Below are 13126 nucleotides of genomic sequence, written 5' to 3'. Positions count from 1 at the left end.
GTCAATGTGGCGACTGGCCAGCGCACACCTGAAGCCTTGTCTACACTCCAATTCAACTACGGAGAGTAAGCGCTAAGGAGTGCCTGATGTCTCCCCGACTTGGTTCCCGGCAGCTTGGTGCGATTGGCTTGATGGCGGCAGGCACCTTGGCGGTGGCCATGGTGTTCATGCTGTTGGCGCTGGACAGCGGTCGCCTGTACCTGGAAAAGCGCAGGTTGCAGTCCATCGCCGACACAGCGGCGTTGGAAGCCGCCGGTCGTGGCGGCCAGTGCACGCCCACTACCACGGCCAATGACTACGCCAAGGAAAACGCCGCGCGCAACGGCTTTACCGTGGTCGCCGGCGACAACAGCCGGGGCCTGGCCGTGACCTGCGGCACCTTGCCCACCAATGCCAGCAATATCCGTGTGTTCGTCGCCGACGCGACCAAGAACGACGCCGTGCGCGTGGTCGCAACGCGCAGTGTGATGACCAGTCTTGCCAACGGCATCTGGAACATGTTCAGCGGCGCGCCGGTTGCAACCCAGACGATATTGAGTGCCACCGCCGTGGCTGCGGCTGCGCCACCGGTGGCGCAACTGACCATTCGCAGCGGCCTGGCCTCCGTGAATTCGGCCAATTCCCCGTTGCTGAACATGGTTGTCGGCAATCTATTGGGCGGCAGCCTGTCCCTGACGGCCGCAGGCTGGAATGGCTTGCTGACGACGAACGTGAACCTGCTCAGTTATCTGGATCAGTTGGCGATTCAGTTGAACGTGAAGGCGGGTGACTACGACGCGCTGCTGAGTACCGCAGTTTCCGCCAGCCAGTTGCTCGACGCCGCGGTGAAAGTCCTGCAAAAAAACGGCGCGGTCGCCACGGCGGTCATCAACGATTTGATTAGCGTGAAAGCCATCGCGCCGAATACCCAACTCTTGAAGGTTGGAGACTTGCTGAAAGTCGCCACCGGAGCGCCGGCGGCGGCCTTGAATACCAGTGTGCAGTTGTTTCAGTTGCTGGAGACCGTGGCACAGCTCTCCAGCAGCAAAAGTGCGGTCAGTGCGGCAGCCCAAGTGAATATTCCGCTGGTAGGCACCGTCTCGATCCAGACCAAAGTCATTGAACCCCCGCAATTGTCGGCGATTGGCAATCCACTCAAGGCCAAGATGGGGCTGTTGAATAATCCGCCGACGGATCAGATTTTTGTTCGAACCGCCCAGGTACGCACCTTGGTTACGATTGATGCGCCGATCATCAAGGTGGTGTCGGGGGTTTCATCGATTCTGAGCGGGCTTGCGACGCCGGTATCCAAGGTGGTCGGTGGTTTACTGAACTTGAATCTCCTCGACGTGGTGGCCGGTGTCGTGTGCTTAGTGGGGTGTAATGTCGCTGACGTGGATATCACTCAGACCTTGTCCATCTATATCGAGGCGGCCAGTGCGGAGAGCCACGTCACAGACTTCAGTTGCGCCACGCCGGCCACCAAGTCGTTGACGGTGCAGGCCACCACTTCAATCGCCACCTTGGGCGTGGGTTATGTTGATCCGGTGTCGGCATTTTCATCGTCTGCGCCAGTGAATGTGCAGCCGGTGAGGCTGATCGACTTTGGCCAACGCTTTTGCCTGCTGACGTTGGTGTGTGGTCCGCGCACACCCGGCGTTGGCGGCGGCCTGAATCTGAGAGCGTTGTCCACCATAGGCGCGCAAACCAATACGTTGGTGTTTAATCCGGTGAATGACATCAACGCGGCAACGATCTACAAAAAACCACCCGGCACCGCCGATATCGTGTTAAGCCTGGGCAATACCCTGAACGGTCTGCAGGTCACCTACGTGCCGCCCAGCGGCAGTACACCCAACCCAGCTAATGGCACCGTTACCAACGCGCTGGCGACCATCATCAGTTCGGTGGTGGGCCTAGTCCAAAACGTCCTGTCGCCGATACTCGATCCCATCGTCAACACACTGCTCTCGGCGTTGGGCATCAGCCTGGGCAACGCCGAGGTCGGCGCCAATCTCAGTTGCCACATGGGCCGCGCCTATCTGGTGATCTAACTCACCGGCAACTCCACACAGAACCTCGCGCCGTGCTCGCCATTGGCGACGCTGAGGCGTCCGCCCATGTTTTCCACGATCCCATAGCTCACCGACAAGCCCAACCCCGTGCCCACGCCGATGGGCTTGGTGGTGAAGAACGGCTCGAAAATCCGCTCCAGCAACCGTGGGTCAATGCCGCCACCGTTATCTTCAACCCAGATGCGCACATGCCGGCTGTCATGCTCGCAGTGCAGGGCGATCCACGGGCGGAACCCGGGATCCTTTTCCCGCTTGCTCAACAGCGCATCACGGGCGTTGACCATCAGGTTGATCAGCACTTGCTCAAGCTGGTCGACATGCCCTTTGACCTGCACCTTGAAGTCCGCAGGTGTGATGCGCAGCTCCACGCCCTTGCCGCGCAGGCCTTCACCGAGCAGCGACAAGGTGCCTTCCACTGCCTGCGACGGGTCGAAGGGCTGTTGTTCGATTTCCGAGCGGCGGCCGAACACGCGCATGTGGTCCACCACCCGCGCCGCGCGCTGTACCTGGGTGTCGATGCGCTGGAGCTTTTCGGTGAGGTAGTCGATCTGCGCATCGCCGTTGCTCAGGCGTTTGAGCACATTGACGATGGCCATGCGCATCACGTTCAGCGGCTGGTTGATCTCATGGGCCAGGCCGGTGGCCATTTCGCCAAGGGTGGCCATCTTGGCGCTTTGAGTCAGTTGCTGCTGGGAGCGGCGCACTTCGGTGTTGTCGCGGCCCACCGCTTGCACCTCCACCAGTGTGCCCTGTTCGTCGAACACGCCACGGTCCGACCACACCCACCAGGCATGTTCGCGGCCGGGCAATTCCAGGCTGATCTCGGCGGTGCTGACCGGGAATTCCGGGGTCAGTTGTTCGATGCGCTGCACAAAGGCCTGGCGTTGTTCGTCCGACAGCCAGTGCCCCAGGTTCAGCCCCGGTAATTGCGCCGGCAGGCATTCCAGGTAGTTGGCCAGCGGTGTATTGCCGAAGGTCAGGGTCAGGTCAGGGCGATAGCGACAGATCATCGCCGGAGAGTCTTCGACCAGGATGCGGTAGCGTTCTTCGCTCTGTTTGATCTGCTCGGCCGCCAGGGTCGCCTCGGTGACATCCAGCCATAAACCGACGGCTTCGACCGGCAGGCCGAGGTCGTCGCGCAACAGCTTGGCTTCGTCCAGCAGCCAATGGTAATGGTCTTGTTTATCACGCAGACGGTAGCGGCTGCGTACGCTGCCTTCGCGCAGCAATTGTCGGCTGCGCTCGAAGTACAGCTCGCGGTCTTCGGGGTGGATCAGTGACGCCAGGTTGTCAGGGGTGCAATCGGCCAGAGTCCAACCCAGCAGCGGCAGCAAGCTGTCGCTGAAGAACGCCGGGAGCAGGGCGCCGCCGACATAACGTTGCACGTAGATCACCGCCGGCGAGCTGGCGATCAGGTTGTCCAGGCGCGCATGGGCGGCGGCGGCTTGCAGTTGCTGGTTCTTGATGTCGCTGATGTCGAGCATGAAGCCGATCCAGCGCCGGTTGTCACCCACGCCCAACACCTGGCCCAGCACGCGATACCACAGGGGGTTGTGCTCGGCGTCGGTACGCTGCAGGCGCACGCTGGTCAGCAAGGGTTTGCCCAAGGCTTGCAGGTCGTGCAGGCGGCTGTTGAGCGCCTGGCGGTCGGCGGGATGGATCAGTTCAAGCCACTGGTCTAGCGGCTGGCGGGTCGGGCCGTCTTCCAGGCTGAGATTGTGCAGCAACTGCGGGGCCAACTGGATCTCCTGAGTGGCTGGCAGCAGTTCCCACCAGCCGGTGCCGAGCAGGCCTTGCAGGGCTTCCATGCGGTCAAGCTGTTGGTGGTTGCGTTGCTCGCGCAGGCGACTCAGCAGCGGGGCGGCTAGGGCGGCGGTGAGGTTCAACCAGTCCCGTTCGCTAGTGTGTTGCTGGCCGCTGTAGAACCCGCAGAGCAACCACGCGGCGACGCCCTGGCTGTCACGATAAGGCACCAGGAATCCATCGGCATTCCCGAAAATGCTCTGCAGCCGCGGGTTGTCACTGCGCTCTTGGGCCAGGCTCAACGGCGTATTGCCATTGGCACTGTCCGGGCTGATGCCCAAGGACTGGCCGGTCTGCCACAAGGTGGGCGCATCGTGGGCGGCGTAGTGGCTGTAGATCCGCCAGCCCTGGTCTTCTTCATCGAGCAAGGCCATGGCCACGCAGGGGATTCGCCAGCGCTGGGCCAGGCTGCGCAGGTGTTCGTTGAACACCTCGGGCAGGCGGGTCAGGCTGCATACCCGCAGTTGTTCGCTCATCTGGCAGGCGAGTTGATGGTTCTGTTCGCGGTGCTGGGCCAGTTGCCGGCTGGCCAGCAAGTCGCTGACGTCCTGCAGGCGCAAGCACCAGCCATCGCCCTCGGGTTCGACCCAGCCACGGGTGTGCAGGATCTGGCCGGCGGCGCCTTGAAAGTCCAGGTCCAGGCTCTGGCGTTGCCAGTCGGCGGGGGGTCCTTCGATGCTCAAGGCGCTGCTGGCACATAACAGCTCGCGCAGCAGCGGTCGGGCTTCATGCGGCGCGAGCAGTGAGCGCAGGGTGCCGTTGATGCCCAGCACGTGGCCCAGAGCGTCCAGTTGCAGGTGCAGCCCTGGCGTGGGGGCGCCGGGCATGTCGAGTGTGAGCGCGCTGCTGCGGCCGAGCAGTCGCCCGAAGAGCTTGTCCCCCGAGGTCAAAGCTGCAGACTCGAACTGACCAACAGGTTCGCCGGCAGATTCGGCACGGTGCCAATGACCGGCAACACCAGCGCCGGGAACACCGAATAGAGGCGGCTGGAGGGGTATTTGATCGTGACTTTCAGCGTGGTGCCGGTGCCGGCGTAGGTGGCGGTGACCAGGTCATCGGTAAACTGGAAGCTGGTCGGGATCCATTGCAACTGTTTTAAGGCGGTGGTTTTGGCGAGGGTGGTCACCTGGTTGGTATAAGCGGAACCGGCAGCTACCGGGTCCACCGACATGGCCTGGCGCACGCCCTCAGCCGCCGCCTGGTTGAACGACTGCAACATTAGCAACGGCAGGCTATAGCTGATCAACCCATAGAACACTGCAAAAAAGATCCCGAAGACCAGGGCGAACTCAATCGCTGCTGCACCTTTTTGCTTTCTAGGGAGGCCTGTTTTCATGACTGCGTCTACCCTGACGGCTACTACTTGATATCAGCATAGAATCAATCAGCGAAAAGGGATGTTTTTTACGTGATTCATAGCGCGGTGATACTGCTCTGGCTGGGGCTCTGTGCGTTGCAGGACATGCGTCAACGGCAAATCGCCAACAGCTTGACCCTCGGAGTGGCACTGTTGGCGTTGATTTACCTGTTGTGGAGGGGCACGACCTGGCTGGGGGCACCCGCTGGCGACGGAGGCTGGGCCTTTGCCGTGGCCCTGCTGCTGACCTTGCCGGGCTATGCACTGGGCCGCTTTGGCGCGGGGGATGTGAAGCTGTTGGCCGCGCTGGCCCTGGCGAGCAATCTGGATGCTTTGTTATGGTCGTTGATCGGTGCCGCCGTCTTCCAGGGCGCCTGGGTGCTTATCCATCAAAGGTTTAGCGCGCACCGAGAGGTACCTTCACCGGGCGTGTCAACAAAGCAGCCTTTTGCCCCCTTTGTATTGACAGGATTTGTGCTGTACTGGCTTTGGATCCATTAGTCGCACAAGGCCTCTATCGCTATGTACATAGTCGGAAAGTAGGTCTACGTTTATTGAGTAGATGTGTAGGATTCTTCGTCAAAAAGGATAGGTCAATCTTTTGGCTGGCCAGGCATGGAGTAACGCGTGAACAAGCTTACCTCGGCGGTAAAAGTGCTCGTGGTCGACGATCAGCCATTGATCGTGGAAGAGCTCTGCGAATTTCTTGAAGGCAGTGGTTATCGCTGCGTCCCTTGTGAGTCCAGCCGACACGCCTTGCAGCGCTTCAGCGAAGACGCCGAGATCGGCTTGGTGCTGTGCGACCTGCACATGCCGGACATGGACGGCATCGAGCTTGTAAAGGCCATGCAAAAGGTGGCAGGCAAGGCGCGGGCATTCGAGGCGATCATGCTCACTGGGCGCGCCGATAAACAGGACGTGATCAAGGCCCTGCGTGCCGGAATCTCGGACTACTACCAGAAGCCGATCAACCTCGACGAGTTGCTCGAAGGTCTACAACGCCAGGAAGCAGCGCTGGAAGAGCGACGCAAGGAGCTGCAACTGGGGCACCTGAACCAGAAGCTGCAATACCTTTCCGAATCCATCAACGACCTGTACCAGGACCTCGACAAAGTGCGCCGCAGCCCAGGTGCCGGCGTGGCGGATGAGGCCGACCTGGTCGCCGAAGAAGCCGGCCCGGTGGAAATTCCGAGCATCTTCAACCAGCTCTCGCCACGCCAACTGGATGTAGCGCGCCTGGTGGGCAAGGGCCAGACCAACTACCAGATCGCCTGCGAACTGGGGATTACCGAGAACACGGTCAAGCTGTACGTGTCCCAAGTACTGCGCCTGACCCATATGCATAACCGTACCCAACTGGCACTGGCCTTGTCGCCGAGCAACTCGGCGATGCGCCAGCGAGTGACGGCGCACTGAAGCGCCAGGACCTCATTGACTCTGGCCGCCTTTAGAGTCCCCACTGGTGCCCGTTTCGAAAAACTCTGGAATCGGATATTTGTAAGTGTCCAGCCAACGCTGCGAGGCCTGCTCCCGTTCCGCGGGCGTGGCCCTTTGTGGCGTCGGCGAAGCGGCTCGCCCGTTGATCTGCAAGACCATCCAGTTTTCCGTTTCCGCCTGCTGCGGGGACGACGGGCCGGGTTCGATGGCCATGGCGCCCAGCGGTAACAGCGCCAGGCCGATCAGGTAATGTACTTTCATTGATCACTCCTTACTTGAGGCTCACCGGCAGGGCATCGCGCACTGTCGCGATTTTGCGCGCCGCTGTCCGGGCGCCCTTGAGTTTTCCCGCGCGGGCCTGGGCATCGGAGACTTGCTCGCGGCTCAGGCCCAACTGGCTGACGACCTTGGCCGCTTGCCCCCAGTCGTCCTGGTAGATCAACAGCGTGACCAGGTTGACCGCGGCCAACGGGTCGCCCTGCTTGAGTTCGATGGCGGTCATGAATTCAAAGCGGGCTTCTTCCACGCGCAATTGGTTGAGGTAGACCACGCCCAAGTCATTGCGGATTTTCTCGTCAGTGGGCGCCAGCTGCGCCGCCCGCTGCAGGTGGGCCATGGCCAGGGCGTTGTTGCCCTTGGCGGCCGCCAATTGCCCCAGGCCGTGCTCGCCTTCGGCGGTCATGCAGGTGCCGAGCAGGCTGCGGTACAACGGTTCAGCTTCGCTGCGCCCGAGCAGGCGGTAAGTGCGGGCCTTGCGCTGGCGCACTTGGGGCAAGGCTTCGGGCAGGCTTTGCAGGTTGGCCAGGCTGGCGTGCAGCTTGCCTTCGTTGGCCAAATCATCAGACAGGTTGAGCGCCAGTTCCTGTTCCGAGCTTGGCTTGGCGCAACTGCCCGGTGAGGTCAACGCTGCCCAGGGTGATTGGCCATTGGTGGCGCAGCCGCCGAGCATCAGCAGGGCCAAGCCGGCAATCAGTACTCTCATCAAGGTCTCCTCAAAAGTTGGCCATCGCACGGGCGATGCCGATAAAGGCCGGGCCGCCGAGCACGATCAGCAAAGCGGGGAACAGAAACACCATCATCACCACCGACATTTTTGCTGACATCTTTGAAATGTATTCCTGCAGGCGGGTCAGGCGTCGGTCGTCGAGCAGTTGCTTGAGCGCCAGCAAGGACTTCATCGCGCCGCCGCCCTGATGGATCAATTGTTGAAGGATGATGCAGGTGTCGGTGAACTCATCGACTTCCAGCAAACGCGCGGTCTTGCCCAGTTCTTCGCCCAGCTCCAGGCCGGAATCGACCCGCGCCAGGATCAGGCGCAGCTCATGCGTGAGGTGAGGGAGCAAGCGCTGGGCTTCGGTGCCCATGACGCGCAATGACTGTTCAACCGCCATGCCCGATTCGAACAGGATGCGCAGCAGCGGAATGAAGGTTGAGATTTCCTTGGCGATGGTTTGCTGACGATGTTTGGTGGCGGCGGCGAGCACGCGTTTGGGCAGTAGGTAGCCAATGCCCAGGCCAAACAGGGGCGCAATCCACGCGGGGTCCATTTCAGGGAAAAAAACCTGCTGGCCGATGACGGTCAGGCCCAGGAACACGATGGGCAAGCCGATCTGAAAGGCCGCAAACAGAGAACGTTGGCTGGCCTTGCGCCAACCGATGCGGTTGAGCAGTATCTGGGTCTCGTTGTCCAGGCTGACCGAACGCTGGGCCAGGGTGCTGGCGCCGAGTTGACGCATGAACGTGCCGAGCTTGGCATCGCCGCCCATACGCCCTTGCAGGCGCTCAGCCACCCGGCGGTCACGTCGGCGATTCTCGAGCAATTGGCCGCCGAACAATACCAAGGCGGCGAGCAACAACAAGACACAGGCCAGCAGCGCCATCTCAGACACTCCTCAGCATGCGCCACATGAGCAAGGTGCCGCTGATGTCCATGACCAGCGCGCTGAACAGCATGATGCGTCCCGTATCGTCGTTCCACATGGTCATCAGGTAATCGGGGTTGACCAGGATGAAATAACCCACGATCAGTATCGGCAGCCCGCCCAGCACATACGCGGTCATGCGGGTTTCACCCGTCATGGCCCTGAGTTGACGGGCGCCCTGTTCCCGTTCGCGGATCATCTTGATCAGGTTTTCCAGCAGCTCACTGGCGTTGCCGCCGTAGCGGTGATTGACCTTCAAGCCCAGGGCGAACAGGCGGAATTCATCCTGTTCATAGAACTCGGCAAAGTCGCTGACCGAGTCCGGCAGGCTGACGCCCATGCGCACATTGCGTTGAACGCGGCCCATGGCTTCCTTGAGCGGATCTTCAGTGCTCTCGACACCGCCCAGTACTGCGTCGGCCAAGGTTCTGCCGGATTTGAGGCTGCGCACGCTGTGGTCGAGCAATTGAGGCAGTTGCTCGACCATACGTTGCACGCGGCGTTGATAACACCAACTGATGTACACCCGCAGAAACAGAGGCGGTCCGACGATCATTGTGACCAGGCCCAACCCGTCGGCGAGCAGCCAGCCCAACAGTACGCCGGTCACCCAGGCGCTCAGCCATAGGCCAAGGCGGTCCGTGGGTTTGCCCAGCCCGGCACGTTGAAACATCCGCTCAAGGCCCGTCCAACGGGTGTTGGTGTCCTGTACTTCGGGCTGACCGTCGCCGAGACGTTCCAGCACGCGGTCCGTCTGGGCCTTGCGCAGGCCGTGCTGAAATTGCCAGAACGACAGGCCGATCAGCAGCAGGCAGATAAGGAGCAACACAGGTCCGATCATCTGGCGCTCCCTAGGATTGCAAGGCCGATTCGCGGCGCAGTTTGTCGCCGGCCGGGTTGATGGCTTCGCGCAGGAAACCGACGCCGGTGCGCCGGTCCAGGCGGAACAGGGTGTTGGTGACATACACGTCTTCGCGCACGCCGACCACTTCCACCACTTCGCTCACACAGCGGCGTCCATCGGGCATGCGCGTCAGTTGGATAATCACGTCCAGCGCGGCGCAGATCATCTGGCGCAGGGTTTTTTCCGCGACCACACGGCCGGTCAGACCCACCAGGGTTTCCAGGCGCAGCAACGCATCCTGGGCATTGTTGGCGTGCACGGTGCTCATGGAACCGTCGTGGCCGGTGTTCATGGCGGTCATCACGTCGAGCACTTCCACGCCACGGATTTCGCCGAGGATGATGCGGTCCGGGCGCATCCGCAGGGCGTTGCGGATCAGGTCGCTGGAGCGCACTTCGCCATGGCCTTCGGCGTTGGGCGGGCGGGTTTCCAGGCGAACCACATGGGGGTGGCCCAGTTGCAGTTCAGCGACGTCTTCGATGGTCACCAGGCGCTCGTGGGGGTTGATCAACTGGCTGAGGATGTTCAGCAGCGTGGTCTTGCCGGTGCCGGTGCCGCCGCTGATCAAGATGTTGCAGCGCTTGCCCACGGCCTCTTGGAAGAACTCGAAGATGCTTTGATCAATGGTTTGCATGGCAACCAAGTCGCTGCTCTTGAGCATGTCCTTGCGGAATTTCCGAATCGACAGGCACGGCCCGTCCAGGGCAATCGGCGGGATGATCGCGTTGACCCGGCTGCCGTCGGGCAAGCGCGCATCCACCATCGGCGAGGATTCATCCAGGCGCCGGCCCAGTGGCGCGAGGATGCGTTGCATCACGCGCTCCACATGGTGGTCGTCGATGAAACGCAGGTCGCTCTGGTGCAACACACCATCGCGTTCGATAAACACACGGTGCGGCCCGTTGACCAGGATCTCTGTCACCGAAGGGTCACGCAGCAGCACTTCCAGCGGGCCGAAACCGGTGAGTTCGTCGACGATCTCTTCGGCCAGGCGCTCCATCTCATAACGCGAGATCGCCAGGCGCATGCGCGTGATGTATTCGGAAACCTTGTCGATGACAAATTGCGCCAGGGACTGGCGTGTGCCTTCGAGCAGGTTTTTACCCGATTCCTCGATGGCATCGATGATGTAGCGGTGCAGCACCAGTTTCAGGCCATCGTGATCGCTGTTGCCGCCATCGGCGCGGGCTGGGCCGCCAAACAGTTTTTCGCCGTTCATCGTCCAGACCCCAGGAAGCGTTCAAACCAGCGCATCGACGGCTTCGTCAGGCCCTCGGAGCGTTTTGCCAGGCGCTCGCCCAAGGTGCGCACGGCTTGGGTCAAAGGTTCACGGGGGGCCAGGGCAAACAGGGTCTGGCCCTGGTTTTTCACATTCAGGCGCAGCTCGGCGCTCAGCGGGAGTACGGCGATGCACTCAAGGCCGAAGCTTTTTTCCAGGGCCTCGGTATCGGGTGCGCAGGCCTTGATGTAGCGGTCCACCACCAGCTTGGCGTGATCCAGCTTCATGCCTTTTTCGCGCCAGCGGTTGAGTATTGCCAGGTTGCGGCGACAGTCCAGTACGCTCTGGTCGGTGCACCACAGCAGTTTGTCGCAGTGGCTGACAAAGGTGCGCAGGGCCTCGCTGTCGGGTTGCCCGGTAATGTTCACGACGATGTGCTGGAAGTGCTGGCGCAGTGCACTGAGCAACATGAACAGCTCGGCGGCACTGGTGAGTTTGAGCGGTTCGTCACCGGTGGCGTAGGCCAGGATGCGCAGCCCGTCCAGGGCAGGGGTAAAGGCGCTGTTGATCAGGGTGGTATCGAGGCGGCGCAAGTGTCGCAACGCGTCACCGAAATTGAAGGTGCTTTGCAGACCCAGCAAGGCCAGGCTGTCGCTGCGCGGCAGGCCCAGGTCGAGCAACAGGGTTTGCTGGCCGCTTTTCTGCACGACCAGCGCCAGGTGGGTGGCCAGCATCGCCCCATCGGCATTGCTCTGGGTGCCAAAGAGCACGGTCAGGCCACCCAGTTGTGCATGGTTGGCGACGGTGGGCAGGCGCTTGCTCAAGCGTCGCACCAAGCCCGCCACTTCACTGGAGCGCGAGCCGTAGGCCACGAAGTCGCGGGCGCCGGCCCGCATGGCGTTCAGCACAAGCTGGTTGTCCATGCCATCGCCCAGCGCGACGACGGCGAGCATCGGCTTGGCTTCCAGGGCGCCTTCGATCAATGCGCTCTGGGCCACGACGTTTTCGCGGTCCAGGCCGACGAACACCAGGTTGGCGAAGGTCACATCCACCAGTGCCAGCAGTTCGTCCAGGCTGCCGGTGCCGGCGCTGACGACTTGGCCAAGCGGTGCCAGGGCGCCCTGCAGCCACTCCAGGTCAGTGGTGTTGCGGGTGATGGCGAGAAAGGTCTGGCTCAGGCTATCGCTCATTGGGAAAGTCCACTGCGACGGTCAAAGTTGCCGTTTTCCAGGAAGAACAGCCGGTACCAGTTTGGGTCGTAGCTGCGTAGTTTCTCGCCGGGCAAGGAGGGCAGTTGGGCGTTGGCCGCCAACGGTTGCACCAGATGCGGCGTGACGATCATGAGCAGCTCTTTTTCTTCGCGGCTGATATTGGAGTCGCGGAAAAACGCCCCGAGGATCGGGATGTCGCCCAGCCCCGGAAACTTGCTGATGGTGGAGCGGTTGTTGCTGCTGATCAGGCCGCTGATCACAAAGCTTTCGCCATCGGCCAGGGACACGCTGGTGTCGGTACGGCGGACGGTCAACGCCGGCACCTGGATGCCTTCGATCTGCACCGCGTTGCTGTAGTCCAGTTCGCTGACTTCTGGCGCCACCTTGAGGGTGATGCGGTTGCGGTCAATCACGGTCGGGGTCAGGGTCAGGCGAATGCCGAACTCTTTGTACTCGATGGAAATGCTGTCGCTGCCGGCGCTGGGCACTGGAATGGGGACTTCACCGCCCGCAAGGAAGCTTGCACTCTGTCCGCTGAGCGCCACCAGGCTGGGACGCGACAGGGTATAGGCGAAGCCGCTTTGCTCCAGGGCATTGATCATGGCCGAGATGCGGCCACCGCCGAAGCCGATATTGAAAAAACCGTTATTCACTCCCTGTCCGCGAAAGCTATTGGCCGGCGCAACAGGTGCCGTGCCATTGCCGGGGCTGCCAAACAGAAAGTTACCTCCCTGACCGAACAGCGAGGTGCTGGCTTCCTTGAGCTTGGTACGGCTGACCTCGACAAAGCGGATATCGGTCTGCACCTGGCTGGGTAACAACGGGTCTTCCGACGGCGGCAGCGACACGCTGGTCAGCGCTGACGTGGCCTTGCCCTTGACGAACACCATGCTTTGGCGCGGCGCGCTGGCACAGGCGGTCCATACCATCAGGCTGGTAGCGCCGGACGAAACACCGGTCAGCAGAAAGTTCCGGTCACCGTTGACCCGCACATCGGCGATTTTCGGGTCGCCGATGGCCAGGCGCGTAATGGCCACCGGTGATTGCAGCTCTTGTTGCAGGCCTTCTCCCACCTCGACCACGGCGGGTAACTGACCCAGGGCACCGCAGTTGCCCGGCGCTGCCAAGGCCATGCCGACCGGCAGGCTCGACAGCATCAGGGCCCAGGCCATGTGCGTGAACAGGGGTGCGTAGCGATGGCTCATTCAAGGCATCCTTG

The 13126-nt window shown here is 61.7% G+C and carries 12 protein-coding genes; 3 read left to right on the top strand and 9 right to left on the bottom strand.

The window, feature by feature from the left end:
* Positions 1–86: 86 nt before the first annotated feature.
* Positions 87–2033: a pilus assembly protein TadG-related protein gene (locus tag EJ576_RS03800; RefSeq protein ID WP_126569597.1), complete on the top strand. Its 1947-nt coding sequence runs from the start codon at positions 87–89 to the stop codon at positions 2031–2033.
* Here the strand turns inward: EJ576_RS03800 and EJ576_RS03795 are convergent.
* Entirely contained in the window at positions 2030–4747 is a 2718-nt protein-coding gene (locus EJ576_RS03795; RefSeq protein ID WP_126569596.1) for a PAS domain-containing sensor histidine kinase, read from the bottom strand. The two genes, EJ576_RS03800 and EJ576_RS03795, sit on opposite strands and share 4 nt — an antisense overlap.
* Positions 4744–5193, bottom strand: a complete 450-nt coding sequence (locus EJ576_RS03790) for a TadE/TadG family type IV pilus assembly protein (RefSeq protein ID WP_028615590.1) — start codon at positions 5191–5193, stop codon at positions 4744–4746. Before EJ576_RS03790 ends, EJ576_RS03795 begins: the two co-directional genes overlap by 4 nt.
* A 72-nt stretch (positions 5194–5265) precedes the next feature.
* Here EJ576_RS03790 and EJ576_RS03785 point away from each other — a divergent pair, with 72 nt between their 5' ends.
* Complete coding sequence (locus tag EJ576_RS03785; RefSeq protein ID WP_028615591.1) at positions 5266–5715, top strand: prepilin peptidase; 450 nt, start codon at positions 5266–5268, stop codon at positions 5713–5715.
* A gap of 126 nt (positions 5716–5841) precedes the next feature.
* Positions 5842–6630: a response regulator transcription factor gene (locus EJ576_RS03780; RefSeq protein ID WP_122685894.1), complete on the top strand. Its 789-nt coding sequence runs from the start codon at positions 5842–5844 to the stop codon at positions 6628–6630.
* Between the two features lie 12 nt (positions 6631–6642).
* Here EJ576_RS03780 and EJ576_RS03775 read toward each other — a convergent pair whose 3' ends face one another.
* The 7 genes from EJ576_RS03775 to EJ576_RS03745 are packed head-to-tail and all read right to left on the bottom strand — an operon-like array spanning position 6643 to position 13112.
* Positions 6643–6912 carry a DUF3613 domain-containing protein gene (locus tag EJ576_RS03775; RefSeq protein WP_126569595.1) on the bottom strand — a complete coding sequence of 90 codons (270 nt, stop codon included), beginning with the start codon at positions 6910–6912 and terminating at the stop codon, positions 6643–6645.
* Between the two features lie 10 nt (positions 6913–6922).
* The gene (locus tag EJ576_RS03770; protein WP_122730690.1) at positions 6923–7633 is read right to left on the bottom strand and encodes a tetratricopeptide repeat protein; all 711 of its coding nucleotides are present in this window, start codon (positions 7631–7633) and stop codon (positions 6923–6925) included.
* Positions 7634–7643: 10 nt separating this feature from the next.
* The gene (locus EJ576_RS03765) at positions 7644–8531 is read right to left on the bottom strand and encodes a type II secretion system F family protein (RefSeq protein WP_122730692.1); all 888 of its coding nucleotides are present in this window, start codon (positions 8529–8531) and stop codon (positions 7644–7646) included.
* A gap of 1 nt (position 8532) precedes the next feature.
* Positions 8533–9414 (bottom strand): type II secretion system F family protein, encoded by an 882-nt coding sequence (locus tag EJ576_RS03760; protein WP_126569594.1) that lies wholly within the window; start codon positions 9412–9414, stop codon positions 8533–8535.
* 10 nt (positions 9415–9424) lie between these two features.
* Positions 9425–10696, bottom strand: coding sequence for a CpaF family protein (locus tag EJ576_RS03755; protein ID WP_126569593.1), 1272 nt, complete (start codon positions 10694–10696; stop codon positions 9425–9427).
* Positions 10693–11886, bottom strand: a complete 1194-nt coding sequence (locus EJ576_RS03750; protein WP_123474008.1) for a pilus assembly protein — start codon at positions 11884–11886, stop codon at positions 10693–10695. Before EJ576_RS03750 ends, EJ576_RS03755 begins: the two co-directional genes overlap by 4 nt.
* Positions 11883–13112 carry a type II and III secretion system protein family protein gene (locus EJ576_RS03745; RefSeq protein WP_123474007.1) on the bottom strand — a complete coding sequence of 410 codons (1230 nt, stop codon included), beginning with the start codon at positions 13110–13112 and terminating at the stop codon, positions 11883–11885. Before EJ576_RS03745 ends, EJ576_RS03750 begins: the two co-directional genes overlap by 4 nt.
* Positions 13113–13126 lie beyond the last annotated feature (14 nt).

Origin of the sequence: Pseudomonas sp. C 49-2, assembly GCF_003970195.1 — a bacterium.
Classification (GTDB): domain Bacteria; phylum Pseudomonadota; class Gammaproteobacteria; order Pseudomonadales; family Pseudomonadaceae; genus Aquipseudomonas; species Aquipseudomonas canadensis.
Note: the sequence above shows the minus strand (reverse complement) of the source record. Positions and strands in the feature narration are given on the sequence as shown.

Excerpts from the sequence above, each read along its gene's own strand:
- EJ576_RS03760 (WP_126569594.1), bottom strand. The coding sequence starts at position 9,414 with ATGATCGGACCTGTGTTGCTCCTTATCTGCCTGCTGCTGATCGGCCTG.
- EJ576_RS03775 (WP_126569595.1), bottom strand. The coding sequence starts at position 6,912 with ATGAAAGTACATTACCTGATCGGCCTGGCGCTGTTACCGCTGGGCGCC.
- EJ576_RS03750 (WP_123474008.1), bottom strand. The coding sequence starts at position 11,886 with ATGAGCGATAGCCTGAGCCAGACCTTTCTCGCCATCACCCGCAACACC.
- EJ576_RS03800 (WP_126569597.1), top strand. The coding sequence starts at position 87 with ATGTCTCCCCGACTTGGTTCCCGGCAGCTTGGTGCGATTGGCTTGATG.
- EJ576_RS03770 (WP_122730690.1), bottom strand. The coding sequence starts at position 7,633 with ATGAGAGTACTGATTGCCGGCTTGGCCCTGCTGATGCTCGGCGGCTGC.
- EJ576_RS03765 (WP_122730692.1), bottom strand. The coding sequence starts at position 8,531 with ATGGCGCTGCTGGCCTGTGTCTTGTTGTTGCTCGCCGCCTTGGTATTG.
- EJ576_RS03745 (WP_123474007.1), bottom strand. The coding sequence starts at position 13,112 with ATGAGCCATCGCTACGCACCCCTGTTCACGCACATGGCCTGGGCCCTG.
- EJ576_RS03755 (WP_126569593.1), bottom strand. The coding sequence starts at position 10,696 with ATGAACGGCGAAAAACTGTTTGGCGGCCCAGCCCGCGCCGATGGCGGC.
- EJ576_RS03790 (WP_028615590.1), bottom strand. The coding sequence starts at position 5,193 with ATGAAAACAGGCCTCCCTAGAAAGCAAAAAGGTGCAGCAGCGATTGAG.